Source organism: Micromonospora sp. NPDC000316 (assembly GCF_042898885.1).
Taxonomy (GTDB): domain Bacteria; phylum Actinomycetota; class Actinomycetes; order Mycobacteriales; family Micromonosporaceae; genus Micromonospora.
Genome location: NZ_JBIAZG010000002.1, coordinates 87,741 through 113,070, shown reverse-complemented (window position 1 = coordinate 113,070; position 25,330 = coordinate 87,741). Strand labels below are relative to the sequence as shown.

At 70.6% G+C, this 25,330-nt stretch carries 22 protein-coding genes, 1 tRNA gene and 1 pseudogene; 6 read left to right on the top strand and 18 right to left on the bottom strand.

Annotation, left to right across the window (positions count from 1 at the left end; all coding sequences use genetic code 11):
* Positions 1-197: 197 nt before the first annotated feature.
* Entirely contained in the window at positions 198-917 is a 720-nt protein-coding gene (locus ACFY2Q_RS05070; protein ID WP_387127836.1) for a DUF305 domain-containing protein, read from the top strand.
* A gap of 33 nt (positions 918-950) precedes the next feature.
* On the opposite strand, the gene ACFY2Q_RS05065 is transcribed toward ACFY2Q_RS05070, so the two are convergent.
* The 4 genes from ACFY2Q_RS05065 to ACFY2Q_RS05050 are packed head-to-tail and all read right to left on the bottom strand — an operon-like array spanning position 951 to position 6,581.
* A complete protein-coding gene (locus tag ACFY2Q_RS05065) occupies positions 951-2,765 on the bottom strand; it encodes a glycoside hydrolase family 13 protein (protein WP_387127834.1) in 1,815 nt (604 codons plus the stop codon).
* A gap of 5 nt (positions 2,766-2,770) precedes the next feature.
* Entirely contained in the window at positions 2,771-3,700 is a 930-nt protein-coding gene (locus ACFY2Q_RS05060; protein ID WP_387127832.1) for a sugar ABC transporter permease, read from the bottom strand.
* Positions 3,697-5,334, bottom strand: coding sequence for an ABC transporter permease subunit (locus ACFY2Q_RS05055; RefSeq protein WP_387127831.1), 1,638 nt, complete (start codon positions 5,332-5,334; stop codon positions 3,697-3,699). Before ACFY2Q_RS05055 ends, ACFY2Q_RS05060 begins: the two co-directional genes overlap by 4 nt.
* Positions 5,334-6,581, bottom strand: coding sequence for an extracellular solute-binding protein (locus tag ACFY2Q_RS05050; protein WP_387127829.1), 1,248 nt, complete (start codon positions 6,579-6,581; stop codon positions 5,334-5,336). The genes ACFY2Q_RS05055 and ACFY2Q_RS05050 overlap by 1 nt, the downstream gene beginning before the upstream one ends.
* 199 nt (positions 6,582-6,780) lie before the next feature.
* On the opposite strand from ACFY2Q_RS05050, the gene ACFY2Q_RS05045 reads away from it, so the two are divergent.
* The 3 genes from ACFY2Q_RS05045 to ACFY2Q_RS05035 all read left to right on the top strand — a co-directional run bounded on the left by ACFY2Q_RS05045 (position 6,781) and on the right by ACFY2Q_RS05035 (position 10,051).
* Positions 6,781-7,827: a LacI family DNA-binding transcriptional regulator gene (locus tag ACFY2Q_RS05045; RefSeq protein WP_387127827.1), complete on the top strand. Its 1,047-nt coding sequence runs from the start codon at positions 6,781-6,783 to the stop codon at positions 7,825-7,827.
* Positions 7,828-7,859: 32 nt separating this feature from the next.
* Positions 7,860-9,479: a glycoside hydrolase family 13 protein gene (locus ACFY2Q_RS05040; protein WP_387127825.1), complete on the top strand. Its 1,620-nt coding sequence runs from the start codon at positions 7,860-7,862 to the stop codon at positions 9,477-9,479.
* Between the two features lie 212 nt (positions 9,480-9,691).
* A complete protein-coding gene (locus ACFY2Q_RS05035; RefSeq protein ID WP_387127823.1) occupies positions 9,692-10,051 on the top strand; it encodes a VOC family protein in 360 nt (119 codons plus the stop codon).
* A gap of 47 nt (positions 10,052-10,098) precedes the next feature.
* On the opposite strand, the gene ACFY2Q_RS05030 is transcribed toward ACFY2Q_RS05035, so the two are convergent.
* The 6 genes and pseudogenes from ACFY2Q_RS05030 to ACFY2Q_RS05005 form a co-directional block, all read right to left on the bottom strand.
* Positions 10,099-10,536: a hypothetical protein gene (locus ACFY2Q_RS05030; RefSeq protein WP_387127821.1), complete on the bottom strand. Its 438-nt coding sequence runs from the start codon at positions 10,534-10,536 to the stop codon at positions 10,099-10,101.
* A gap of 141 nt (positions 10,537-10,677) precedes the next feature.
* Positions 10,678-11,046 (bottom strand): GntR family transcriptional regulator, encoded by a 369-nt coding sequence (locus tag ACFY2Q_RS05025; protein ID WP_387127819.1) that lies wholly within the window; start codon positions 11,044-11,046, stop codon positions 10,678-10,680.
* Between the two features lie 19 nt (positions 11,047-11,065).
* Positions 11,066-11,989: a YihY/virulence factor BrkB family protein gene (locus tag ACFY2Q_RS05020; protein WP_387127817.1), complete on the bottom strand. Its 924-nt coding sequence runs from the start codon at positions 11,987-11,989 to the stop codon at positions 11,066-11,068.
* Positions 11,990-12,066: 77 nt separating this feature from the next.
* A complete protein-coding gene (locus tag ACFY2Q_RS05015) occupies positions 12,067-12,636 on the bottom strand; it encodes a 2'-5' RNA ligase family protein (RefSeq protein WP_387127815.1) in 570 nt (189 codons plus the stop codon).
* Positions 12,637-12,661: 25 nt separating this feature from the next.
* A complete protein-coding gene (gene trpS, locus ACFY2Q_RS05010; RefSeq protein ID WP_387127813.1) occupies positions 12,662-13,687 on the bottom strand; it encodes a tryptophan--tRNA ligase in 1,026 nt (341 codons plus the stop codon).
* Positions 13,688-13,813: 126 nt separating this feature from the next.
* Positions 13,814-14,866: pseudogene (locus ACFY2Q_RS05005) on the bottom strand (hemolysin family protein); the annotation flags it as partial.
* 240 nt (positions 14,867-15,106) lie between these two features.
* Here ACFY2Q_RS05005 and galE point away from each other — a divergent pair.
* Both galE and galK read left to right on the top strand, forming a co-directional pair.
* Positions 15,107-16,039: a UDP-glucose 4-epimerase GalE gene (gene galE, locus ACFY2Q_RS05000; RefSeq protein ID WP_387128458.1), complete on the top strand. Its 933-nt coding sequence runs from the start codon at positions 15,107-15,109 to the stop codon at positions 16,037-16,039.
* Entirely contained in the window at positions 16,036-17,205 is a 1,170-nt protein-coding gene (galK, locus tag ACFY2Q_RS04995) for a galactokinase (protein ID WP_387127811.1), read from the top strand. Before galE ends, galK begins: the two co-directional genes overlap by 4 nt.
* 166 nt (positions 17,206-17,371) lie before the next feature.
* Here the strand turns inward: galK and ACFY2Q_RS04990 are convergent, their stop codons facing one another.
* The 8 genes from ACFY2Q_RS04990 to ACFY2Q_RS04955 all read right to left on the bottom strand — a co-directional run bounded on the left by ACFY2Q_RS04990 (position 17,372) and on the right by ACFY2Q_RS04955 (position 25,116).
* Complete coding sequence (locus tag ACFY2Q_RS04990) at positions 17,372-18,682, bottom strand: sulfate adenylyltransferase subunit 1 (RefSeq protein WP_387127809.1); 1,311 nt, start codon at positions 18,680-18,682, stop codon at positions 17,372-17,374.
* Positions 18,682-19,593: a sulfate adenylyltransferase subunit CysD gene (gene cysD, locus ACFY2Q_RS04985; protein WP_387127807.1), complete on the bottom strand. Its 912-nt coding sequence runs from the start codon at positions 19,591-19,593 to the stop codon at positions 18,682-18,684. The genes ACFY2Q_RS04990 and cysD overlap by 1 nt, the downstream gene beginning before the upstream one ends.
* 75 nt (positions 19,594-19,668) lie before the next feature.
* Positions 19,669-20,499: an inositol monophosphatase family protein gene (locus tag ACFY2Q_RS04980; protein ID WP_387127805.1), complete on the bottom strand. Its 831-nt coding sequence runs from the start codon at positions 20,497-20,499 to the stop codon at positions 19,669-19,671.
* 134 nt (positions 20,500-20,633) lie between these two features.
* Complete coding sequence (pth, locus tag ACFY2Q_RS04975) at positions 20,634-21,224, bottom strand: aminoacyl-tRNA hydrolase (RefSeq protein ID WP_387127803.1); 591 nt, start codon at positions 21,222-21,224, stop codon at positions 20,634-20,636.
* Between the two features lie 95 nt (positions 21,225-21,319).
* Positions 21,320-22,018, bottom strand: coding sequence for a 50S ribosomal protein L25/general stress protein Ctc (locus ACFY2Q_RS04970; RefSeq protein WP_387127802.1), 699 nt, complete (start codon positions 22,016-22,018; stop codon positions 21,320-21,322).
* A gap of 345 nt (positions 22,019-22,363) precedes the next feature.
* Positions 22,364-23,344 carry a ribose-phosphate diphosphokinase gene (locus tag ACFY2Q_RS04965; protein WP_387127800.1) on the bottom strand — a complete coding sequence of 327 codons (981 nt, stop codon included), beginning with the start codon at positions 23,342-23,344 and terminating at the stop codon, positions 22,364-22,366.
* A 57-nt stretch (positions 23,345-23,401) separates the two neighbouring features.
* The gene (glmU, locus tag ACFY2Q_RS04960; protein WP_387127798.1) at positions 23,402-24,934 is read right to left on the bottom strand and encodes a bifunctional UDP-N-acetylglucosamine diphosphorylase/glucosamine-1-phosphate N-acetyltransferase GlmU; all 1,533 of its coding nucleotides are present in this window, start codon (positions 24,932-24,934) and stop codon (positions 23,402-23,404) included.
* Between the two features lie 110 nt (positions 24,935-25,044).
* Positions 25,045-25,116 (bottom strand) — tRNA-Gln (locus ACFY2Q_RS04955).
* Positions 25,117-25,330 lie beyond the last annotated feature (214 nt).

Sequence of the window (25,330 nt, the reverse complement as noted above, 5' to 3'; positions counted from 1 at the left end):
GTGATCTACGGCACAATCGGGAACCGTCTGAGGTAACGATCAAATAACGAATGCTCGGGATGGCCGTCACCAAAAGCGCAAGGTGGGGCCTATGGCCCATATCCCGGCACGTCTTTTCGCCCAGGTCAGCGCGCGCTACGATCCCCGCCAACCTGATCAGCGGCGGGAGACAAGTTGTGCTAAGTGAGCGGATTCGGATGATCTCTCCCCGACTTCGGGTGATCCTCCTTGTGGAGTTCGCCGTCGTTCTGGTGCTGGCCGCCGGCACGGCGGTGGCCCTCGGACTGCGCGAGGACGCCCCGACGCCAGCGGCACGGGCCGGCGCCGAGGCCACCCCGCCAGCGCCCATCGCTCAGCCCGGCTTGCCGGACTCCACAGCCCCTGTGGTGCTGCCCGGACGGCCCGGCGAGATCGCCCGGACCACCCGGGCCAACGAGGTGACACCGGGGCCGAGCCCGTCCTACAACGCCACGGACGTCCGGTTCGTCACGATGATGATCCCGCACCACGAGCAGGCGCTCGTGATGGCGCGGTACGCCCCGGGCCGGGCCGAGAATGCGGCGATCCTCGCCATCGCCGACCGGATCCTCGCGTCGCAGGGGCCCGAGATCGGGGCGCTGGAGGGCTGGCTGGCGGCCCGGGGCCTGGACCGGAATTCCGGAAGCGGCGGCGCGCACCAGCACGAGATGGCGGGCATGCAGTCGGCCGAGGCCCTGCGGGGGTTGGAGGCCGCCCGTGGCGCCGCCTTCGACCGGATGTTCGTGGCCATGATGAGTGAACACCACAAGGGCGCCATCGACATGGCCCAGCAAGCCTTGACCCTCGGCGTCGACAGCATCGTCAACGAGATGGCGACAAGCGTCGGCTTCGAACAGGCAGTGGAGATCGAACGGATGCGCGAGGCGCTGGCCGGCTGAGAGCAACCACCGCTCGACTCGAGCCGGCTTCCGTCAGCCGAGTCGCCAGACCTGGAAGGTCGGGCCGTCGGCGGGGAGGACGACCACACCGTCGGCGTCCGGGCGCAGCGCGGGAGCACCGCCGTAGACGTTCTCCCCCGCCTGCAGGCCGGCGATCCGGGCCGGGGCGCCGGCGGAGCGTCGGGCCAGCACGAGAACCGAGCCTGTCGGCGCCTCGCGGAGGAAGACAAGGGTGTCCGCGTCGACGTACACCCGGCGCAGGCCGCCGTGGCGCAGTGCCGGCTCGGTGCGGCGCAGCGCGACAAGGGCCCGGTACGCCGCGAACGTGCCGGTGTCCCAGCTCTGCGGTCGGTGCCACGGCATCGGGGTACGCGAATCCTCCCCGTACGCTCCGGTCAGCCCCAACTCGTCCCCGGCGAAGATCACCGGGGTGCCCGGCATGGTGGCGAGCAGGCCGGCGGCCACCTCCTGCCGGGCCGCGTCGCCGACCACTGTGCGGATCCGGGCAGAGTCGTGCGAGCCGAGCAGCTGCCACGAGTGCACGTACGACCGCCAGGAGACAAGCGACCGATAGGCGTCCATGGTGGACAGCACCGCTGCGGCATCCCGCCGTTGGACCCCGCCCGGGGTGCCGAGGAAGTTCGGCACCTGGTCGTCGCCGTGCCGCAGCCAGGACCAGACCGGGTCGGTGAAGCCCACGTAGTTCATCGTGCCGTGCCAGCCGTCACGGTCGAGGTCGCCGGTGTGGTCGTGGCCGTGCTCGGCGAGCACCAGCCCGTCGGCCCGGGTTTCGGCCACGACCTCGCGCAGCAGCCGGGCCACCTCGTGGGTGTAGGCGTCCGCACCCCGACGGCCCGTCATGTTCGCCACGTCCACCCGCCAGCCGTCCAGCGCGTACGGGGGTCGCAGCCAGCGGCGCAGCGGCGCGTCGTCGGCGGTAGCGAAGCGGCGGCGCAGCTCGGCGCTGCCCCAGTTCAGCTTCGGCAGCGACTTCACGCCGTTCCACGACTCGTAGTCGCCGGTGATCTCGTCGAAGTAGTACAGCCCTCGCTCGGGCGCGTACACGTCGGAGGCGGCGGCGGTGAACCACTCGTGCGCGTCGCCGGTGTGGTTGCTTGTGACGTCGCCGAGCAGCCGCCAGCCCCGGGCGCGTACCGCCTCGGCGAGTCGGGCAAGCGCGGCGTCCCCGCCGAGCAGCGGGTCGACCCGGTCGAAGCTGGCCGCGTCGTAACGGTGGTTGGAGCGGGCCGGGAAGAACGGGGTGAGGTAGACGGTGTTCACCCCGAGCCGGTCCAGATGGTCCAGCCGCTCGGTGATGCCGTCCAGGTCGCCGCCGTAGAGCTGGCGCGGCGTCTCGGGGCCACGCCCGATCACCGGGGTGTCCCAGTCGCACGGGATCGCCCAGTCCGGCAGCGGGCGGGCGTCGGCCGCCGACGAGCGGGCGAACCTGTCGGGGAAGATCTGGTAGATCACCGCGTCACGCGTCCAGGCCGGCGGTGGAGCGTGGGTGACCAGCTTGAAGTCGGCATTGTCGGGCACGTCGTGGTCGACCTGGCCGGCGGCGTTGAGCCAGCGGTAGCCACGGGTGCCGGTGAGCATGAACCGGTAGTTGCTGACCGGGCTGCGCACCTCGACGTCGGCCCGCCACCAGATGTCCCCGCCGCTGCGGCGGTCGACGACGGCCTCGACGAAGCGTGGCTCGCCGTCCGGGGTGGTGCGGACGTGCACGGCCCGCACGTCCGCGCCGGCGGGGACCCGGACGAAGACCGGGACGCTGCGCCCGAGGGCGGGCTCCTGGTCGGGGACGTAGGTGGCGGAGCCGTCGTGGTGCGGTAGCGGGGCGGTCACGGGCCTCATCCCTTGACCGCCCCGGCGGTCAGACCGGAGACGATGTAGCGCTGGAGGAGCTGGAAGACAAGCACTGTGGGGATCGCGGTGAGCAGCGTGCCGGCCGCGAAGATGCCGAAGTTGTTGTTGCGCTCGTTGCCCTGCAACATGCCGTACATGCCGACCGCCAGGGTCTTCGAGTCGGTGCTGGTGAGGAACACGTTCGCCATCAGGAACTCGTTGATGGTGCCGATGAACGCCAGCAGCCCCGTCACCGCCAGGATCGGCGCCACCAGGGGAAACATGATCCGGAAGAACACCTGGGCGTGCGAGGCGCCGTCCACGGTGGCCGATTCGTCCAGCTCCCGGGGCAGGGTGTCGAAGAAGCCCTTCATGAGCCAGGTGTTCACGCCGAGTGCGCCACCCATGTAGAGCAGCAGCAGCCCCCACGGGGTGTTGAAGCCGATCGCCGGCCACAGGTCGGTGATCGTCCCGAAGATCAGATAGATCGCCACGATCGCCAGGAACTGCGGGAACATCTGGATCAGCAGCAGCGAGAGCAGCCCCACCCGCCGGCCGCGGAACCGCATCCGGGAGAAGGCGTACGCGGCGAGCGCCGAGAGGAACACCGACGCGAACGAGGCCACTCCGGCGATCAGCAGCGAGTTGAGGAACCACCGCTCGAAGGCGGTCCGCTCGAACAGCCCTGTGAAGTTGCCGAGCGACACCCCGTCGGTGGGCACCAGCTCGGTGGTGGAGAGCGTGCCCAGCGGGTTGAGCGCCGCCGAGAGCACGAACACGATCGGGAAGAGGCTGAACAGCACGCCGAGCACGGCGACCAGGTGCCGCCAGCCGACGTCGGCGAACCAGCGGTTGCGCCGCCGGCCCGCCACGTTCCGGTTGGTCACGGGTGGACGACCGGCCGTGTCGCCGGTACGCGCGGTGAGGGTGGTCACGAGTACACCTCCTCCTGCTTGCGGGTCCGCCGGAAGCTGACTGTCGAGACCACTGCGACGATGGCGAAGATGAACAGGGAGATCGCGGCGGCGAAGCCGAACTCCGCGCCCTGCCCGCCGAAGGCCAGCCGATAGGTGTACGTGATCAGCAGGTCGGTGGCGCCGTTCGTCGGGTTGTCGGCCGGGAAGGGCGCACCCTCGGTGGTCAGGTAGATCGCGTTGAAGTTGTTGAAGTTGTACGCGAACGACGAGATCAGCAGCGGGGAGAGCGCGACGAGCAGCAGCGGCAGGGTGACCGCACGGAACGACTGCCAGGGCGACGCCCCGTCGACCGAGGTGGCCTCGGTCAGCTCAGGAGGAATGGCCTGCAACGCCCCGGTGGCGACAAGGAACATGTACGGATATCCGAGCCAGAGCTGCACGAGGATGACCGCGAAGCGGGCCGTCCACGAGTGACCGAACCAGTCGACGTCCAGCCCGAAGAGGTTGTTGATCAGCCCGAAGTCGGCGTTGAACATGTCCCGCCAGGCCAGCAGCATCGCGAACGACGGCATGGCGTACGGCAGGACCAGCAGCACCCGGTAGAGGTTGGTTCCGCGCATCCGGGGCGAGTGCAGCACGAGCGCGATGAACATGCCGAGCAGGAACGTCCCGCCCGTGGAGCCGATGGCGAAGGCGAAGTTCCAGACCAGGGTGCTCAGGAACGGGCCGGAGATGTCCCTGTCGGTGAGCACCCGGGTGAAGTTGCTCAGCCCGACGTTCACTTTCCAGCCCTGTGCCAGTCGCTCGCCGTCGGCGGCGACGAAGGCGCCCACCTCTTCGTCGGAGGTGAAGCTCTGCCCGGTCACGGTGTCCCGGATGCAGTCGCACCCGGAGTCATACGCCCGCACCGCCTTGCCCTCGTAGGCGCGGGACAGGCCGCTGGAGCGCAGCGCGCCACCGGCCGTCGGCACGACCAGGTCGGTGATCTCCTCGCTGCGGGCGCTGGCCTGACCGACGTTGAGCACTGTGTAGCCGTCGGCTGCGGTGACCTTGCCGCCCGCGCTGACTGTGACGTCGGCGGCGTCGAGTCGGCGCAGCCCTCCGGCGTCGCCTGCGGAGACCTCGCCGGTGGTGGGGTCGGTGACCAGGAAGACCAGGGGGGCCGTCGCCGGGTCGCCGGTGGTGGCGATCGACAGGGCGTACTCGGTGGAGCCGGGAACCTGGGTGACCGAGGACGTCTGGATCGCGACGATCGCCTCGTCCTTGCTGCCCCGGTGCCCGTCACCGAAGTTGGTGAAGGCGGTGCTCGCCGTGTAGAGCACCGGGACGACCTGGAAGGCGATCAGGAACAGGGTGCCCGGGACCAGGTACTTGGCCGGGATGTGCCGGCGGGTGAGGTACAGGTAGAACAGCCCGGCGGTGCTCGCCGCCAGCAGGGCCAGGCCCGCCCACATCGCACCGTCGATGAGGGGGAATGCCGCCCAGACCGCGATACCGGCGGTCAGGCCGAGCAGGAGCACCTTGCCGACGAGGCCGGTCAGGGTGATCGGCGCGTGGTCACGCGCGGCGCGGGAGCGCGAGGGCCGGGGGCCGACGGGCTCCCGGCCCGGGGCCTGCGAGGCAGGCTCCGGGCCGGACAGCGGCGTACTCATTACTTGATCTGGCCGGAGATGGTCTTGCCGGCGGCGGTGATGGTGCTTGTCGGGTCGGCACCGCCGATGACAGCGGCCTGGGCCTTGCCGAACGGGTCCCAGATCGCGGCCATCGCCGGGATGGCGGGCAGCACCTGACCGTTCTTGCCGGCCTCCTGGAACTTGGCCAGGTCCGGGTCACTGCCCTTGACCTGGTCCAGGGCTGCGGTCAGCGCCGGCGGGCGGGCCTCGGCGTTGTAGAGCGCGACGGCCAGCTCCGGGGTGGTCGTGTAGTTGGCCACGAACTCCTGGGCCAGTGCCTTGTTCTTGCCCTTGGCGGCGACGTAGAACGCCTGCACACCCACGAACGGCTGGGCCTCCTTGGCACCGGCGAAGCCGGGGATGGCGGAGATGTCGTAGGAGATGTTCGCCTTCTTGACGTCGGCCACCGCCCACGGGCCGGAGACCAGGTACGCGCACTTCTTACCGGTGAAGGTGGCGATCGAGTTGGTGTCCGAGATGGAGCGCTTGAGCACACCCTCGCCCTTCTCGCCCAGCGCACCGATCTTCTTGAACGCCTCGATCGACTCGGGCTTGCCCACGCCCAGGTCCTTCGGGTCGTAGTCGCCGTTCGCGCCGGTGCCGAAGAGGTAGCCGCCGGCAGAGGTGTAGAGCGGGTAGATGTGGTACGCGTCGCCGTTCTGGCCGACCTGGAGGCAGAGGATCTCGGTGGCCTTCTTCGACGCCTTGAGCTTCTTGCCGGTGGCGACCAGATCCTCGATGGTCTTCGGCGCCTCGGGGGCCAACTCGGTGTTGCGGATCAGCGCCAGGTTCTCCTGCGCGTACGGCACGCCGTAGAGCTGACCGTTGAAGGTGACGGCCTTGATGGCGGTTTCGTTGAACGCGCTCTTCTGCTCGGCGGCGAGCTGCACGGGGTCGATGGCGCCGTTCTGCACCAGGTTGCCGATCCAGTCGTGCGCGCCGACGACCACGTCGGGGCCGCTGCCCTGCTGGGAGGCGGTGACGAAGTTGGTCTGCAGGTCCTTGCTGACGGCCTGGACCTCGACGCTCACGCCGTTCTCCTGGCCGAACTTCTCGGCGAACGGCTTGAGTACGGCGGTCCGCTTGTCGTCCGCCCAGATCACAAGCTTGCCGCCGGCGGCCTTGGGGGATTCCTTCGCGGCCGGCTCGTCGCTGTCGCCGCCGCACCCGGAGGCGGCGAGCGCCAGGGTGAAGAGGGCGACCACACCCGCGGTACGGATGCGCATCGGTACTCCTGTTCGTCATGGCGGTCCGCCGGGGGAAGGACGGCTCCACCGATGGGAATCTCTGGAAGTTCTTGCCACCGGCGCGTGAATACTGCGCCGCTGCTCTCGGATGTTGCGGGGACGTTAGCAAGAGGTTGCAGATTATGGAAGCACTTGCAGAGACCCCCGCAAGAACTTGCCGGTGGGCTAAAGTGCCGCCATGCGCGCTCGACTGTCCGACATCGCCCAGCAGGCCGAAGTCAGCGAGGCCACGGTGTCGCGGGTGCTCAACGACCGCCCCGGGGTTGCCCCGGAGACCCGGCAGGCCGTCCTCACCGCCCTCGACGTGCTCGGTTACGAGCGCCCGGCTCGGCTGCGCAAGCGCAGCGCCGGGCTCGTCGGCCTTGTGGTGCCGGAGCTGGACAACCCGATCTTCCCCGCGTTCGCCCAGGTCATCGAGTCGACCCTGGCGCAGAGCGGGTTCACACCCGTGCTCTGCACGCAGACCGCGGGCGGCGTCACCGAGGACGAGTACGTGGAGATGCTGCTGGACCGGCAGGTCTCCGGGATCGTGTTCGTCTCCGGCCTACACGCCGACACCGCCGCCAACCACGACCGCTACCGGGCGCTCATCGCCCGGCCGCTGCCCGTCGTGATGATCAACGGCTATGTGCCAGGCATCGGCGCGCCCTTTGTCTCCTGCGACGACAGGGAGGCCGCCGAACTGGCCGTGGCCCACCTCGTCGCGCTCGGGCACCGGCGGATCGGCCTGATCACCGGCCCGGACCGATTCGTGCCGGTGCAGCGCAAGGTGGCGAGCTGGCGGGCGGCGATGACCCGGCTGGCCGGCGTCGCCGAGACCGACCTGGGCCCGCTTGCCGAGCTGTCGCTGTTCGGTGTGGAGGGTGGCGAGGCAGCAGCCGGCCGCCTGCTGGACCGGGGCGTCACCGGCGTGGTCTGCGGCTCCGACCTGATGGCGCTCGGCGCGATCCGAGCGGCCCGGCAGCGCGGCATGACAGTCCCCGAGGACCTCTCGGTGGTCGGCTACGACGACTCACCGCTGATGGCCTTCACCGACCCGCCGCTGACCACTATGCGTCAGCCGGTCGCCGCGATGGCGGTGGCCGCGGTCCGGGCACTGGTCGACGAGATCAACGGGCACGGCGCCCCGCACTCGGAATACCTGTTCCGCCCCGAGCTTGTGGTGCGCGGCTCCACAGCTGTCGCGCCGGCTGCCGCACGACTCTCTTACGCAAGATCTGCTTGACTCTTGCAGCAGCGGCCCGGCATATTGCTCTGATGATCAGCACCGCCTCCCTGCCCCACACCGACGACGACTGGTGGCGCTCCGCGGTCGTCTACCAGGTCTACGTGCGCAGCTTCGCCGACAGCGACGGCGACGGAGTCGGTGACCTCCAGGGCATCCGGCAGCGCCTGCCGTACCTGCGCGACCTCGGCGTGGACGCGCTCTGGTTGACCCCCTTCTACACCTCGCCAATGGTCGACGGCGGGTACGACGTCGCCGACTACCGGGACGTCGACCCGATGTTCGGCACTCTCGCCGACTTCGACGCGATGATCACCGACGCGCACACCCTCGGCCTACGCATCATCGTCGACCTGGTGCCCAACCACACCTCAAGCGCACACCGCTGGTTCACCGCCGCCCTCGCCGCCGGCCCCGACTCGCCCGAACGGGCCCGCTACCTCTTCGCCGACGGCCGGGGCACGCACGGCGAGTTGCCACCGAACGACTGGGAGAGCATCTTCGGTGGCCCGGCCTGGACCCGAATCGGCGACGGCCAGTGGTACCTGCACCTGTTCGACCCGGCCCAGCCGGACCTGAACTGGCGCCACCCGGAGGTCCGCTCCGAATTCGAGGACGTGCTGCGGTTCTGGCTGGACCGGGGCGTGGACGGCTTCCGGATCGACGTGGCGCACGGAATGATCAAGGCCGAAGGGCTGCCGGACGTCGGCTTCAGCACGATGACGACCGGCCAACGCCAGGTCGAACTGCTCGGCAAGGGCCGGCTGCCCTACTTCGACCAGGACGGGGTCCACGAGATCTACCGCGCGTGGCGGCCCATCCTGGACAGCTATCCCGGTGGTCGGATGGCTGTTGCCGAAGCGTGGGCCGAAACCCCCGAGCGACTGGCCCGCTACATCGGCCCGGACGAGCTGCACCAGGCCTTCAGCTTCGACTTCCTCGACGCCACCTGGTCGGCCGACTCGTTCCGCAAGGTGATCGACACCGCGCTCGCCGAGGCGACGGTGGTCGGCGCGCCCACCACCTGGGTGCTGTCCAACCACGACAAGCAGCGCCACGTCACCCGCTACGGCGACGGTGTCGAAGGGCTGCGCCGGGCCCGCGCCGCAAGCCTGCTGATGCTCGCCCTACCCGGCTGCGCCTACCTCTACCAGGGCGAGGAGTTGGGCCTGCCCGAGGTCCTCGACCTCCCCGACGAGCTGCGCCAGGACCCTGCGTTCCTGCGCACCGGCGAGAGCCGCGACGGCTGCCGCGTCCCCATCCCGTGGAGCGGCGAGCTGACCGCGTACGGCTTCGGGCCGGCCGGCAGCGAGGCGAGCTGGCTGCCCGCACCGACGACCTGGCGTGCCCTGGCGGTCACCGCGCAGGCCGGCGTGGCCGGCTCGACGCTGGAGCTGTACCGGGCCGCGCTGCGGATCCGCCGTGAGCACCCGGCGCTTGCCGCCGACGCCGGCGGCGTCACCTGGCTGGAGAGTGGGCCGGGCGTGCTTGCCTTCTCCCGCACCGCCGGCGACACCGTGCTGACCTGCGTGGTCAACTTCAGTGGGGTGCCCGTGGCAGTCGACGGGTACGGCGAGCCCATCGTCGCGAGCGCGCCGCTCACCGATCACCTGCTGCCTGTCGACGCGTCCGCCTGGTTGGAACGGCGCTGAGCGGGTAACCGATCTGGACCTGGTCGTCCGCTGTGCCCCGCGCCGGCGGGCGACTGGGGTACCGGCCCCTTGTGGTGGGGGGTGAGGTGCACCGGCGCCACGCGGATTCGTCCGCGTGGCGCCGGTGTCCGTCTGTCGGCGGTGTGCCTTGTCCCCCGAGTGGGTACCGTTCGGGACACCGTCGCGACGGAGGTCACCCCATGGTTTTACGGATGGCGCAGTACACGATCGATGTCGAGGATCTGGACGTCATGGTCGCGTTCTGGTCGGCGGCACTCGGCTACGAGGTCTTACAGGGCGACGACGGCAGCGCCAAGCTCCGGCCGCCGGGGCAGCCGACCGCCGCGGCACCCACCATCTGGTTGCAGGGCTCGGGCACCGTCAAGCAGGGCAAGAACCGCGTCCACCTCGACCTGGCCGCGGACACCGACCCGCAGGCCGAGGTACGTCGGCTGGTGGCCCTCGGTGCCCGGCACGTCGACGTCGGCCAGACGGGGGACGAGGGGTTCACCGTGCTCGCCGACCCCGAGGGCAACGAGTTCTGCGTGCTGCACAGCGCACCGACTCGCTGACGGCGCGACATCGGCGCGACCCGCCGCAACGGCCAGCCCTGAGAAGGTCACTTCGCGGTGAGCAGCGCCGCGATCCGGGTGAAGCCGGCGCGCACCTCGGCCGCGTCCGGCGGCTCGGCGGGCTCGCCGTGGCCCGCCTCGTCGGCGTCGGCGTCCAACTCCTCGTCGATCACGTCCTCGAAGTCGCCGTACAGATCGGCTCCCTCGACCTGACTGGCCTCGTCCGCGGCGGCGACCTGCGCGGCGGCGATCTCGCTGCGGATCTCGTCGGGCGACAGCGCCGGCAGCAGCGGCTCCACCACCGCCATCAACTGCTCGTCGGCCACCACCGCCTCGGCCAGCGCCAACGCGTGCGGTCGCTCGTACGGCCCGCAGACCACCGGCTCCCACTCGTCGAGGTCACCGAGCGGACCGAAGGTGATGATCCACGGCAGGCCGAGCAGCGGCGAGTCGGACGGCAGGTCAAGTGTCATGAGTGCGCCCACTGGCTCATCATGGCCGCTCCCAGCCGGAAGATGGGCGTCATTCGCGTTAACGTACGCCGACGTGGCTCACCGGCGGCTCAGTTGGCCACGCCGGGCGATCACCGCAGGTGACGTACCCGTCGCCGGCGCGTCCCGTCCCGCTCAGTCGTGGCGGATGGCGTCGAGGGCGGCGCGGACCAGGGCGACGGCACGATCCGGGGAGACGCCCAGCCGCCGCGACTCGGCGGCGTACTCGGCGGCAGCCCGGTGCAGCCGGTCCACCGCGTCGTCCCGGCCCGGGGCGACGAAGGTGCCGTTGCGCCCCCGCGTCTCCAGCAGCCCGGCCGCCTCCAGTTCCCGGTACGCGCGGGCCACCGTGTTCGCCGCCAGCCGCAGGTCGGTGGCGAGCTGCCGGACGGTCGGCAGTCGGCTGCCCACCGGGAGCCGGCCGTCGCCGATCAGCTCGGCGAGTTGCCCGCGCACCTGCTCGTACGGGGGCACCGGGGAGTCCTGGTCGACCGAGATCAACACCTGCGCACCTTCCACGCCGTCAGCCCCCACCGCCCGGCGTACCGGGATCGGTGTCGTCTTCGAGATTCGTCACCCGCGGCCCCTCCGCCAGATCCACCACCCGCCCCTTCCCACTGGTCGCGAGGAGCGCCGCCCCGAACAGCACCAGTTGGTTGAGCAGGTAGAGGTAGAGCAGCAGCCCGACCGCGCCGGCCACCACCGTGTACGCCGGGTTCCGCTCGGTGCGTACGACGTAATAGCGCCCCACGGTGTTGAGCAGCGTGATGCCGATCGCGACAAGCACCACCACCGGGCGCAGTCGGGACCGGCTCATCCGCAGCCGGGGCACGGCGACAAGCAGAGCGGTGGCGAGCACCGCGTTGAAAAGCACGCTGAGGACCGCGCTGATCGTGGTCAGGCCGACCGAGCCGGTGCTGCGCAGCAGGAAGCGCAGCAGTGACTCCAGCGCGTCCACCGCCGCCACCGAGACACCGAGCAGCACGAAAACGCCGATCATCACGCCGAGGTCGACCAACCGCCTGACCACCAGATTGCCCGGCTGCTGGTTGAGCGCGTACATCAGCCGCTGCGAGGAGCGGATCGACTCCACCCAGCCGATCCCGGTGAACACCAGGATGATCAGGCCGACCACGCCGACAGTGCCGCTGGAGTTGGCGATCTGCTCCGAGTCCAGGAACGGCAGATTCTCCTTCAGGAACCCTGCCGCCGCCTCGCTGACCTCGTCGTTGTCCTCCAGGATCGCGCCGAAGATGGAGTACGCGACAAGCGCGAGAGCGAAGACCGCGAAGAAGCCGTAGTAGGCGATCGCCGCCGCCAGTCGCCCGGCCAGCACCTCGCCGTAGAGCGTCCCGGCACGCCACAGGTGGTCGAAGTGCCGCGACCGGCGGCGTGCGGCAGTCACCCCGCGGTCGATGCCCGCCTCGATCGCCCCGATCACGTTCACGCGGTCATCCTCGCCGATCTCCCACAGCCGTCACGGCAACGACTCCGAATGCTCGCCACTCGGCGCGTCGCCGACGGTCAGTTGCCGAGGCGGAAGTCCCGGCGGGGCTGCCACCGGGCCTGCCCGCTGTGCGAGAAGAGGGTGAACGCCTCGACCTGGAACATCGCGGAGAAGTCGGCCAGATCCTCGTACACCTTGTCCAGTGCCTCCGGCGACACGTCCTGCGCCACAGTGACGTGCGGATGGTAGGGGAAGCGCAACTCGCGATGCACCCCCGGCGCGGCGGCGATTTCCCCGGCCAGCAGTTCGCACTCGCTGATCCCGGCGGCGACCGCGACGAACACCACCTGGGTCACCGGCCGGAACGTGCCGGTGCCCCGCAGGTGCAGCGCGAACGGCGGATGCGCGGCGGCGACCGCGCCGAGGTGGCGCTCGACGGCCGGCAGGACGGCGGTCGGGATCTCGGTCGGACCGAGCAGCGTCACGTGCGCGGGCACCGCGAGGGCGTCACCCGCAGCTATCCGCCGCTGGGTGAGCTGGGCCCCCCAGGGCTCCGGGATGTCCACAGCGATGCCGATCTGGATGGTGTCGCCGGATGGCGTCACCCCGCCACTGCGATCCACGCTCCGTGCCGCTTCTTCGGCCACCGACCCGACCACCTGTCCCGCGGCGCTATTCGCCGCGCACCGGCGGGAAGAACCCGACCCGCTCGTACGCGGACCGCAGCGTCGCCCCGGCCACCGCCCGGGCCTTCTCCGCGCCGGCGGCGAGCAGCTTGTCCAGCTGCGCCGGGTCGTCGAGGTAGGTGCGGGTGCGTTCCTGGATCGGGCGGACGAAGTCCGCCACAACCTCGGCCAGGTCCTTCTTCAGGTCGCCGTAGCCACGGCCGGCGTACGCGGCGACCAACTCGTCGATGCTGCGTCCGCTGAGCGCCGAGTGGATGGTCAGCAGGTTGGACACGCCCGGCTTGGTCTCGGCGTCGAAGACGATCTCACGGCCGGTGTCGGTCACCGCCGAGCGGATCTTCTTGGCGGACCGGGCTGGGTCCTCCAGCAGGTCGATGATGCCGGCCGGCGAGGACGACGACTTGGACATCTTCGCGGTCGGGTCCTGTAGGTCGGTGATCTTCGCGGTGTCCTTCACGATGTGCGGGGCGGGGACTGTGAACGTCGCGCCGAACAACGAGTTGAACCGCTGGGCCAGGTCCCGGGAGAGCTCCAGGTGCTGCCGCTGGTCCTCACCGACCGGCACCGCGTTGGCCTGGTAGAGCAGGATGTCGGCGGCCTGCAGGACCGGATAGGTGAACAGCCCGACGCTTGCCCGCTCGTTTCCCTGCTTCTGGGACTTGTCCTTGAACTGGGTCATCCGGCTGGCCTCACCGAAGCCGGTGATGCAACCCAGCACCCAGGCCAACTGCGGGTGCTCGGGCACCTGCGACTGCACGAAAAGGGTGCTGCGTTCCGGGTCGAGACCGACCGCGAAGAGCTGCGCGGCCGCCACCCTTGTCCGCTGGCGCAGCACCGCCGGATCGTGGCCCGCGGTGATGGCGTGCAGGTCCACGACGCAGTAGAACGCGTCGTGTGTCTCCTGTAGGGCCACCCAGTGCCGCACGGCGCCGAGGTAGTTGCCGAGGTGGAACGAGTCGGCCGTCGGCTGGATGCCGGAGAAGACGCGCGGGCGGGCGGGAACGTCGGACATGGCGACAATTCTGTCAGCAAGCAACCGGGTCCGTCATGACGGGCCGGCGGGTCGGCCGCGGCCCGCCGGTGTCGGGGCGCTGACCTCGCCCGGCTCCCCCGCCCCGAAACGTCGTGTCGGTGCGGCTGCGGGTCCACCCGACCGCCCGCCGCCGCTCTCCCGGGGCTGCCCCGTTCCACCCTCACGTGCCGGACTGGCGGCGGCATCTCGGCGCTGTTCCGGCGTCCGTACGGCCGACACCGCGAGCCGGGCCACCCGACGTCCCTCCAGGGCCAGTACGCGCAGCAGCCAGCCGCCGGGCGGGTCCGCCGGATCGGGCAGGCCGTCGCCGGCCGGCTCGGCGGGCACCGGCACCTCGTCCCCGGTCAGCGGCAGGCGGCCCAGCGCTGCCATCACGTACCCGCCGACCGTCTCGTACGGCCCGACGGGCAGCGCCACTCCGGTCCGCTCGGCGAAGTCGGCGAGGTTGAGCCGGCCGTCCACCACCGCCGGAAGGCCTGCGTGCACCGGGTCCGGCGCGGCGTCGTACTCGTCGTGGATCTCCCCGACGAGTTCCTCGATCAGGTCCTCCAGGGTGACGATCCCGGCGGTGCCGCCGTACTCGTCGATCACCACCGCGAGGTGCTGGCCCTCCCGGCGCATCTCGGTGAGGGCGGCCAGGACGCGTTTGCTGCCGGGCAGCCGCTTGACCTCGCGGGTCAACTCGCCGACGGTGACGCAGGGGTCGATGTCCGGACGCAGCAGCACGTCGCGCAGGTGCACGAAACCGACCACGTCGTCGTGGGTGCCGTCGGTGACCGGGTAACGGGTGTGCGTCTCGGCGCGGACCAGCCGGGCCGCCTCGGCGATGGTCAGCCGGGCCGGCAGGAAGACCACCTCGGTGCGGGGCATCATCACCTTGCGGACCAGGCTGGCAGCGGCCACCAGGACCTCGTCGATGATCCGCCGCTCGTCCGGGTCGAGCACCGTGTTCGCCGCGACCAGGTCGCGAAACTCGGCCTCGGAGATGCGCTCCCGGCCGGCCGCCGGGCCGGCGCCGAGCAGGTCGGTGACAAGGCGGCTGGCACCGTCGGCGGCGCGGACCAGCACGCGGGCGACGGCCCGGGCGAGCGGGCCGGGGTCATGGCGGGGCCGCCCTCGTACGCGTCGCCGGAGCCCGGTACGGGCCGCTTCCCGCATGACAGAGATGGTAGACACCGTTGGCCCGCCGCACCGGGGATCGCGTGAAGCCGCCATGTTCGGTGCTGTTTGAACGTGAGAGATTATGATGGAATGGGCTGACGGTGAGGTCGGTGGAGGCACCGACCGCAGCCGTAGGGTGATCACCGAGGGCACGTCCCGGCGGGCCAGGCAGGAGGCAACGACGTGAAACTGCTCGTCACCGGGGGCGCCGGCTTCATCGGCAGCGTGGTGACCCGCATGCTGCTCGACGCCGGCCACCAGGTCGTCGTCCTGGACGACCTGCGCACCGGCCACCGCGAGGCACTCGCCCCGGACGCCACCCACGTCCAAGCGTCCATCCACGACGCCGCCCAGGTCGTCACCCCCGACGCCGGGTTCGACGGGGTGCTGCACTTCGCCGCCCTGATCGCCGCCGGCGAGTCGATGGTCAAGCCGGAGCTGTACTGGCAGAACAACACAGTCGGCACGTTGGCCCTGATCGACGCCGTCCGGGCCGCCCGCGTACCCCGGATGGTCTTCTCCTCCACCGCCGCCGTCTACGGCAACCCCACCGAGCTCCCCATCCCGGAGACCGCGGTCAAGGCGCCCACCAACACGTACGGGGCCACCAAGCTCGCCGTCGACATGGCGCTCACCTCCGAGGCCATCGCGCACGGGCTGGCCGCCGTCTCGCTGCGCTACTTCAACGTCGCCGGCGCACACCTCACCGAAGCTGTCGCGCTCGGCGAGCGGCACGACCCGGAGACGCACCTGATCCCCATCGCGCTGGAGGTCGCCGCCGGCCGGCGGGACAAGCTCCAACTCTTCGGCGACGACTACCCCACCGCGGACGGCACCTGCGTCCGCGACTACATCCACGTCGCCGACCTGGCCCGCGCCCACCTGCTCGCGCTTGACGCCGCAGTCAGCGGCCAGCACCGGATCTACAACCTGGGCAACGGCAACGGCTTCACCAACCGGCAGGTCGTCGACGTGGTCCGCGAGGTCACCGGCCACCATGTGCCGGTCGAGGTGGCGCCGCGCCGCGAGGGCGACCCCGCCGAGTTGGTCGCCTCCTCGGCGCTGGCCAGCGAGGAGCTGGGCTGGGTGCCGCAGAAGCCGACCCTGCACGACATGGTCGGCGACGCCTGGGCCTTCTACCGCACGCACATCCTGGAGCAGCAACAGTGACCCACCTCAACGGGGACGTCGCCGAGCGGGCGGCCGCAGGCTTCACCGACAAGTACGGCGGCCGGGCCACCGGCCGCTGGGCGGCACCTGGTCGGGTCAATCTGATCGGCGAGCACACCGACTACAACGACGGTTTCGTGCTGCCCTTCGCGCTGCCGCTGCGTACCGTCGTCGCCGCCGACCGGCAGGACGGCGACAACTGGACGGTCTGGTCCGAGCTCTCCGGCGAGACCATCACCTTCGGCGCTGACGACGTGGCCGAGCCGGGCCGGGTCACCGGCTGGGGCGCGTACGTCGCGGGGGTGGTGTGGGCGCTGCGCGAGGCCGGTCATCAGGTGCCGGGCGCCCGGCTGGCCATCGCCTCCGACGTGCCGCTGGGTTCGGGGCTCTCCTCCTCGGCCGCGCTGGAGTCGGCGGTGCTCGCGGCTCTGCTCGACCTCGGTGGGCTGGAGTTGCCCGCCGAACGGCGGCCCCGGCTGGCGCAGCGGGCGGAGAACGTCTACGTCGGCGCGCCGACCGGGATCATGGACCAGTCCGCGGTGATCCGCTGCCGGGCCGGGCACGCGCTCTTCCTCGACTGCCGTGACGAGTCCGTCGAGCACATCCCGTTCGACCTGGACGCCGCCGGGCTGGCCGTGCTGGTCATCGACAGCCGGGCGCCGCACCGGCACGCCGACGGCGAATACGCCGCCCGCCGCCAGTCCTGCGAGGCGGCGGCCGAGGCGCTCGGCGTCCCCGCGCTGCGCGACGTGGCCGTCGACCAACTCGACGCCGCGCTGACCCGCCTCGACGACGAGGTGACCCGCCGTCGGGTCCGACACGTAGTCACCGAGGATCAGCGTGTGCTGGACACTGTCGCGCTGCTACGCGCCGGGCGGGTCCGGGACATCGGCCCGCTGCTCACCGCCTCACACGTCTCGATGCGCGACGACTTCGAGATCACGGTGCCCGAGGTGGACACCGCCGTCGAGGCGGCGCTGGCGGCCGGCGCGTTGGGTGCCCGGATGACAGGCGGCGGCTTCGGCGGCTGCGTCCTAGCCCTGGTAAAGGCCGACCAGGCCGAAGCAGTAGCGACCGCCGTCAAGACGGCCTACGCCAAACAAGGCTTCACCACCCCAGGCACCCTGACAGTCCTCCCAGCCCCCGGAGCAACCCGCCTCAACTAACCCCCGCTCCCCCACCCCCACACCCCGCGCACCCCATTCCACCCCCGCGATCTTGCAGTTTCTGCCGCGACAATTCCCTCATAACGGGGCAGAACGGCGACCGAAAGTGCAAGATCGCGGGGCGAACGGGGCGGGGGCGAGGGCGCGGGGGCGGGGGGCGGGGGGGTTAGCTTGCTTCGACGATCATTGCCGCGCCTACTGTGCGGTTGGTGGATTCGTCGATGATGACGAAGCCTCCCGTGGTGCGGTTGCGGCGGTACTCGTCGGCGAGAAGGGGCACTGTGGTGCGCAGTCGCACCCGGCCGATCTCGTTGAGCCGCAGTTCGTCGGCCGACTCGTCGCGGTGCAGGGAGTTGATGTCCAGCCGGTAGTGCAGCCCGCGCACGATCGCCCGCGCCGAGCGGGTGGTGTGCTTGATCGCGTACCGGCCGCCGACCCGTAGCGGGGCCGTCTCGTCCATCCAGCAGACCATCGCCTCGATGTCCTGCGCGACCGCCGGTGCGTTGTTCGGCCGGCAGATCAGGTCGCCGCGGGAGATGTCGATCTCGTCGGCCAGTCGTACCGTCACCGACATCGGCGGGAACGCCTCAGCGACCGGCCCGTCGGCGGTCTCCACGGCGGCGATCCGGCTGGTGAAGCCGGACGGCAGCACCATCACCTCGTCACCGGGCTTGAGCACACCCGAGGCGACCTGACCGGCGTAGCCACGGTAGTCGGTGACAGTTGTGGACTGCGGCCGAATCACGTACTGCACGGGGAACCGGACGTCGACAAGGTTGCGGTCGCTCGCGATGTGCACCCGCTCCAGGTGGTGCAGCAGCGAGGGGCCCTCGTACCACTGCATGTTCTCCGACCGGGAGACGATGTTGTCGCCGCGCAGCGCGGAGACCGGCACCACCGTCAGGTCCGGTACGTCGAGCTTCGCGGCGAACGCCGTGAACTCGTCGGCGATCCGCTCGTAGACCTCCTGCGACCAGTCCACCAGGTCCATCTTGTTGACACAGAGCACAAGGTGCGGCACCCGCAGCAGCGAGCAGAGGAACGCGTGCCGGCGGGACTGCTCGACAAGGCCCTTGCGCGCGTCCACAAGGATCAGCGCCAGGTCGGCTGTGGACGCCCCGGTCACCATGTTCCGGGTGTACTGGATGTGGCCCGGGGTGTCGGCGATGATGAACTTGCGCCGGGGGGTGGCGAAGTATCGGTACGCCACGTCGATGGTGATGCCCTGCTCCCGCTCGGCTCGCAGACCGTCGGTGAGCAGCGCCAGGTTTGTGTATTCGTCACCGCGGGCCGCGCTTACCGCCTCCACGGCGGCGAGCTGGTCGGTGAAGAGCGACTTGGTGTCGTAGAGCAGTCGCCCGATAAGTGTCGACTTGCCGTCGTCCACGCTGCCGGCGGTCGCGAACCGCAGCAGGTCCATGGGCCGCGCCTCCGATGTGGCCTCGGCGGCGGCCGGGGCCACAATGTCGGTGCTCATCAGAAGTACCCCTCCCGCTTGCGGTCCTCCATGGCGGCCTCGCTGACCCGGTCGTCACCGCGGGTCGCGCCACGCTCGGTGATCCGGGTGGCCGCCACCTCCTCGATGACCTTCTCCACGGTGTCCGCGTCGGAGCGGACCGCGGCGGTGCAGGACGCGTCGCCGACGGTGCGGTAGCGCACCTGGGCTTTGAACCGCTCCTCGCCCGCGCGGGGGCGGAAGAACTCGTTCACCGCGTAGAACATGCCGTCGCGCTCGATCACCTCGCGCTCGTGCGCGTAGTAGATCGAGGGCAGCGGGATCCGCTCCCGGGCGATGTAGTGCCAGACATCCAACTCGGTCCAGTTGGACAGCGGGAAGATACGGATCGACTCGCCCGGGTGGTGCCGGCCGTTGTAGAGCGACCACAGCTCCGGCCGCTGGTTCTTCGGGTCCCACTGGCCGAACTCGTCGCGGAAGCTGAACATCCGCTCCTTCGCCCGGGCCTTCTCCTCGTCCCGGCGGGCGCCACCGAACAGGGCGTCGAAACGGTGCTTCTCGACCGCGTCCAGCAGCACCGGCGTCTGGATCCGGTTGCGCATCCCGTCGCCGGACTCCCGGACCATGCCGCTCGCCAGGGCCTCCGGCACGCTCGCCACCACGAGCTGCAACCCCAGCTCGGCGACCCGCTGGTCGCGGTATTCCAGGACCTCGGGGAAGTTGTGGCCGGTGTCGACGTGCATGACCGGGAAGGGGATGTTGGCGGGGGCGAACGCCTTCTGCGCCAGCCGCAGCATGACGATCGAGTCCTTCCCACCGGAGAAGAGCAGCACCGGGCGTTCCATCTCGGCGACCACCTCGCGCATCACGAAGATGCTCTCCGCCTCCAGGGCGTCCAGGTGGGAGACCCGGTAGGCCGCAGGGGTGGTCATGACCGCTGCTCGATTCGCTCACTCATCCGATTTCCAGACCTTTCCGGTCGGACATGTCAAGATCGTTCGCTCAGGCTACCCGGAATGTCTCTGCAACGCTGCAAGCAACCGGTGGGCGAGATCCTTGCGACAGACCAGCAGGTCCGGCAGGCGCGGATCCGCCTCGTTGTATCGAAGCGCAGAACCGTCGATCCGGGAAGCGTGCAATCCGGTGGCAGTCGCCACAGCCACCGGGGCTGCCGAATCCCACTCGTACTGCCCCCCGGCGTGGATGTACGCGTCCACCTCGCCGGTCACCACCGCGGCGATCTTCGCGCCGGCCGAGCCCATCGGCACCAGGTGCGCCCCGACGTCCTCGGCCAGATCGGTCAGGAAGACGGGCGGTCGACTCCGGCTCGCCGCCAGGCGGATCTTCCGTTCGCCGGCCGTCGCCGCCTCCACGGTCATCGGCGGGTACGCCGGCGGGTAGTCAGTGCCCAGCACCCGGTGCTGCGCCGGCAGCCCCACCGCCCCGGCCACCAACCCGTGCCCGCTCGGCGCGCTACGCGCCCAGAGGGCGATGTGCACCGCCCAGTCCGAGCGGCCCTCCTCGGAGAACTCCCGGGTGCCGTCCAACGGGTCGATGATCCACACGCGGTCCGCCGTCAGCCGGGACACCGCCCCGGCATTCACCTCGGCCGCCCAGGCCAGCCGCGAGCCCTCGTCCTCTTCGGAGAGCACCGCGTCGCCGGGCCGCCACTTCGCCAGCTCCGTGCGGATGAGGTCGTGCGACACCTTGTCACCCGCCGACTTCAGCGCACCGGCGTCCGCGAAACCCAACTCCGTGCGCAGGGCGAGCAGCGCCTGACCGGCCCGCGACGCCAACCACCTGGCGAACGCGCCGTCGATCATCGGAGGACTGCCCATCTGCCCGCTCCCGTCGCCTCGCCGCGTCCCGCGCCGCACGGACCGACTGGCCACGATCCGCGTCGCCTGTCGCGGCACGCCGAAAGGCGCAGACTACCGGCCCGCCAGTTCCGATCCGGTACGCCTCGCCCGGCTCAACCGCCGTGGTAGACGTTCTGGGTCGGCTCGACGCCCTTGACGATCACCGACTCCACCACGTCGGCAGCCCGGTCCACCAGGAAGTCCAACTCCTTGCGCTCCGCCGCGCCGAAATCCGACAGCACGTAGTCTGCCGGATCCTGGCGTCCCGGTGGGCGGCCGACGCCGAACCGCACCCGGACGTAGTCCTTCGTGCCCAACGACTTCGACATCGAGCGCAGGCCGTTGTGCCCGCCCTCGCCACCGCCGAACTTGATCCGTACCTGGCCGAAGTCGATGTCCAGCTCGTCGTGCACCGCGATCACCTGCGCCGGCGGCACCTTGTAGAACTGCGCCAACGCCGCGACGGGCCCACCGGAGAGGTTCATGTACGTCAGTGGCTTGGCCAGAACCAGCTTCGGCCCGCCGAACCCGAGCCGCCCCTCGGCCACGTCGGCGACAGCCCGCTTGTGCCGGCCGAACCGCGCACCCACGCGTCCGGCCAGCAGGTCGGCCACCATGAAGCCGACGTTGTGCCGGTTACCGGCGTACTCCCGACCGGGGTTTCCCAGGCCGACCACCAGCCACGGCCCCGCCTCGTCCGTCACGACCCGTCCCTTTCGCAGTCCCGTCCGACCGACTCCCGATACGCCGGCAGGCGCCCCCGAAGCCTCGGGGACGCCTGCCGCACGATACGAACCGATCAGGCCTCGGTGCGCGCCTCGGTGCTCTCCGCGCCCTCGGCGGCCGGAGCGGCGTCCGCGCCCTCGGAGCCCTCGGTGACCTCGCCGACCTCGGCCTCAGCCTCGTCGGTGGCCTCCTCGACCTCGGGCAGCGTCGCCTCGAGCTGCTCGGCGGTCGGCGCGGCGGTCACGGCGGCGACCGGCAGCGTCGCGTCGACGGCCAGTTCGACACCGGCCGGCAGCTGCACGTCGCCGGCGGTCACCTGGGAGCCCGCCTCCAGGCCCTCGATCGAGGCCTCGAGGTGGTCCGGCACCTTCGTGGCGTCGGCGGTCACCGAGAGGGTGTCGTGGTCGTGCACGATAAGGGTGTCGCGGGCGGCCTCGCCGGTCAGCTGGACCGGGACCTCGACGGTGACCTTCTCGCCCCGGCGGACCAGGATGAGGTCCACGTGCTCGAAGGTGTCCCGGATCGGGTCACGCTGGATCGCCTTCGGCAGCGCCAGCACCTGGGTGCCGTCGGTGATGTCGATCGCGAAGAGCTGGTTGGCACCGCCCTTGCGGATCGCCGCGGCGAACTCCCGCGACGGCAGCGCGATGTGCTTGGGCTTCTCGCCGTGGCCGTACAGCACGGCTGGCACCTTGCCGGCCCGGCGGGTACGACGGGCACCACCCTTGCCGAACTCGGTGCGGGGCTCGGCGCTGATCTTTACCTCGGACACGGGGAAACTCCTGATGCTTTTCGCTGCGGCGGCTTGTCGTCTTGCGGTGCTGGGGCGAGGGGCTCGCTGGGGCTCATGCGTCATGAACGACTGCCCGGAGCACCGCGTCGATGACGGTGCCTCCGTGCGGCGCTTTTCAGCGGCCCGCCGGGCACCCTCGCCGTGGCAACCGCACTAGTCTACCCGAGCTGATTCCAGGGCTCGCGGCAGTCCCCGGTCACGGCTCCGGGCTGGCACGCCGACGGTGGTCCCGCCCGCGTGCCAGCCCCGTTTCCCCCCAGCCTGCCAGCTCCGGAACCACAAACGTGCCGAATGGCGGAAACGGAGCTCACCGCACCGCGAGTGTCAGCTCAGGCCACCGAAGAGGGTGGTCACCGAGCCGTCGTCGAAGACCTCCCGGATCGCCCGCGCCAGCAACGGCGCGATCGACAGCACCGTCAGCTTGTCCAGTTGCTTCTCCGGTGGCAGCGGCAGCGTGTTGGTCACCACCACCTCGCTGATCGGGCTGTTCTTCAACCGCTCGGTAGCCGGGTCCGACAACAGGGCGTGGGTGGACGCCACCACGATCTCCGCCGCGCCCGACTCCTTGAGGATGTCGGCGGCCTTGGTGATCGTGCCGCCGGTGTCGATCATGTCGTCGACGATCAGGCAGACCCGGCCCTCCACCTCGCCGACCACCCGGTTCGCCACGACCTGGTTCGGCTTCATCGGGTCGCGGGTCTTGTGGATGAACGCCAGCGGGCAACCGCCCAGCCGGTCGGTCCACCGCTCGGCCACCCGAACTCGGCCGGAATCCGGTGCCACAACTGTCATCGGGCGGCCGGCGTACTTGCGTTCCACGTACTCGGCGAGGATGTCCATCGCGAAGAGGTGGTCCACCGGACCGTCGAAGAAGCCCTGGATCTGCGCGGTGTGCAGGTCGACGGTGAGGATCCGGTTCGCACCCGCGGTCTTCAGCAGGTCCGCCACCAGCCGAGCCGAGATCGGCTCCCGACCACGGTGCTTCTTGTCCTGCCGCGCGTACGGGTAGAACGGCAGCACGACGGTGATCCGCTTGGCCGACCCCCGCTTCAGCGCGTCCACCATGATCAGGGTCTCCATGACCCAGGTGTTCACCCCGTGCGTCACGGACTGCACCACGAAGGCGTCCGAGCCACGCACCGAGTCCTTGAATCGTACGAAGATCTCGCCGTTGGCGAACTCGTAGGCGTCGGCCGGCGTCGGCGCGACACCGAGCACCTCGCCGATCTCCTTGGCCAACTCCGGAAAACCTCGTCCGGTAAAGAGCATCAGGCTTTTGCGGTTTTCGGCGACGATGCTGCCCATGGGCCCGTCTGCTCCCGTTTGTCGGCGATACCCGGCCCTGTGGTGGTGGGTCGGAGACTATTCGGTTGCAGTATCTCCCGCGCCGGACGCACCGCCCACCGTCTCGGCCGGCCCGTGCATTGCCTCACTGTCGCTTGCGGCGCCGGCCCTCTTCGACGCACCCTGCACGTCGCGTGCCCGCTCGGCGGCCTCGGCCGCGGCCGTGCCGGCCCGCCGCTTCACCACCCAGCCCTCGATGTTGCGCTGGCGTGCCCGGGCGACACCCATCGCACCCGCCGGAACGTCGTCCACGATCACCGAGCCGGCCGCCGTGTACGCGCCGTCGCCCACCTCGACCGGCGCCACGAACATGTTGTCCGCGCCGGTCCGGGCATGGCTGCCGATCACCGTGCGGTGCTTGTTGACCCCGTCGTAGTTGACGAATACCGACGCCGCCCCGATGTTGCTCTGCTCGCCGATCGTCGCGTCACCCACGTACGTCAGGTGCGGCACCTTGGAGCCGGCGCCGATCTGCGAGTTCTTCACCTCGACGAACGTGCCGACCTTCGCCCTGTCGGCGAGCCGTGCGGCGGGCCGCAGGTAGGCGTACGGGCCCACGCTGGCGCCCGCGCCCACCTCGGCGCCCACGGCGTGGCTGCGCACCACCGAGGCGGCCGGGCCGACGATCGTGTCGACGAGCGTGACGTCCGGCCCGATCAGGGTGCCCGCGCCGACCACAGTGCTGCCGCGCAGCTGCGTGTTCTGGTCGACGATCGCGTCGCGGTCCAGCGCCACAGTCACGTCGATCCAGGTGGTAGCGGGGTCGAGCAGGCTGACCCCGGTGCGCATCCAGGCCTCGTTGACCCGGTCGCGCAGCAGCCGGCGCAGCGTCGCCAACTCCACCCGGTCGTTGCAGCCCAACGTTTCCACGTGGTCGTCGGCCACGTGCACGGCGACCGGTTCGCCGGCCGAGCGGAGCAGCCCGAAGACGTCGGTCAGGTATTCCTCGCCCTGGTCGTTGTCGGTGGAGAGCTTGCCCAGCGCCTCGCGCAGCCGCACCGCGTCGAACGCGTAGATGCCGGCGTTGATCTCCTGAATGGCGCGCTGCGTCGCGTCGGCGTCGCGCTCCTCGACGATCTGCTCCAGTCGCCCGTCCGCGTCCCGGACGATCCGGCCGAGCCCGGTCGGGTCGGGCACCTCGGCGGCCAGCACGGTGGCCGCGGCGCCTGCCTGCTCGTGCGCGGTGACCAACGCGCCGACCGTCTCCGGGCGCAGCAGGGGAACGTCCCCGTTGATCACCACGACGGTGCCGGCCCCGTCCGGTACGGCCTCCAGCGCGATGCGCACGGCGTGCCCGGTGCCGAGCTGCTCGGCCTGGAGCACGGGAGTGGCGTCCGGGGCGACCTCGGTCAGGTGGGCGCGCACCTGGTCGGCGCCGTGCCCGACCACCACGACGGTCCGGTCGGCGGCCAGCGGGGCGGCCGCGCTCAGCACGTGGCCCAGCAGCGTGCGGCCGAGCAGGGGGTGCAGCACCTTTGGCAGTGTCGACTTCATCCGCTTGCCCTCACCGGCGGCGAGCACGACGACGGTACGAAGGTGGGGCTGGGGCACGACGTGGCTCCCGTCGGGACGGCGGACACTCTCGCGGTCATGCTAACCGCGAGGCCCGGCTCGGTTCCCTCTTACCCCCAGTGGGGCCCAGAACGGACCAAAGGGTGCAGCTCGGCCGCCAGGGTTCGAACCTGAAATACGGGTACCAAAGACCCGGGTGTTGCCAATTACACCACGGCCGATCAGTGAAGCGAGGGCGTCACATCGGGATGGACATCCCGCGCTACACCTTAGCGCCCCGGCCGCCGGACGCCATCGCTCATTCCGCCCACGCCTGCCTCGGGCACCAGGGCGGACCGTCCGGTTCGACTCGGGCACCGGTGGCCGGCCGACCAGGTGACACCCACCGGCGGCCCGATCGAGGGCGGTTTTGGCGGCGAGGAGCGGAATCGTCCC

What these genes read in the sequence shown, in the direction of transcription:
- ACFY2Q_RS05070 (WP_387127836.1), top strand. Translation starts at nt 198, where the DNA reads ATGATCTCTCCCCGACTTCGGGTGATCCTCCTTGTGGAGTTCGCCGTC.
- ACFY2Q_RS05055 (WP_387127831.1), bottom strand. Translation starts at nt 5,334, where the DNA reads ATGAGTACGCCGCTGTCCGGCCCGGAGCCTGCCTCGCAGGCCCCGGGC.
- ACFY2Q_RS05050 (WP_387127829.1), bottom strand. Translation starts at nt 6,581, where the DNA reads ATGCGCATCCGTACCGCGGGTGTGGTCGCCCTCTTCACCCTGGCGCTC.
- ACFY2Q_RS05045 (WP_387127827.1), top strand. Translation starts at nt 6,781, where the DNA reads ATGCGCGCTCGACTGTCCGACATCGCCCAGCAGGCCGAAGTCAGCGAG.
- ACFY2Q_RS05040 (WP_387127825.1), top strand. Translation starts at nt 7,860, where the DNA reads ATGATCAGCACCGCCTCCCTGCCCCACACCGACGACGACTGGTGGCGC.
- ACFY2Q_RS05035 (WP_387127823.1), top strand. Translation starts at nt 9,692, where the DNA reads ATGGCGCAGTACACGATCGATGTCGAGGATCTGGACGTCATGGTCGCG.
- trpS (WP_387127813.1), bottom strand. Translation starts at nt 13,687, where the DNA reads ATGTCCGACGTTCCCGCCCGCCCGCGCGTCTTCTCCGGCATCCAGCCG.
- galE (WP_387128458.1), top strand. Translation starts at nt 15,107, where the DNA reads ATGCTGCTCGACGCCGGCCACCAGGTCGTCGTCCTGGACGACCTGCGC.
- ACFY2Q_RS04990 (WP_387127809.1), bottom strand. Translation starts at nt 18,682, where the DNA reads ATGAGCACCGACATTGTGGCCCCGGCCGCCGCCGAGGCCACATCGGAG.
- cysD (WP_387127807.1), bottom strand. Translation starts at nt 19,593, where the DNA reads ATGACCACCCCTGCGGCCTACCGGGTCTCCCACCTGGACGCCCTGGAG.
- ACFY2Q_RS04980 (WP_387127805.1), bottom strand. Translation starts at nt 20,499, where the DNA reads ATGGGCAGTCCTCCGATGATCGACGGCGCGTTCGCCAGGTGGTTGGCG.
- ACFY2Q_RS04965 (WP_387127800.1), bottom strand. Translation starts at nt 23,344, where the DNA reads ATGGGCAGCATCGTCGCCGAAAACCGCAAAAGCCTGATGCTCTTTACC.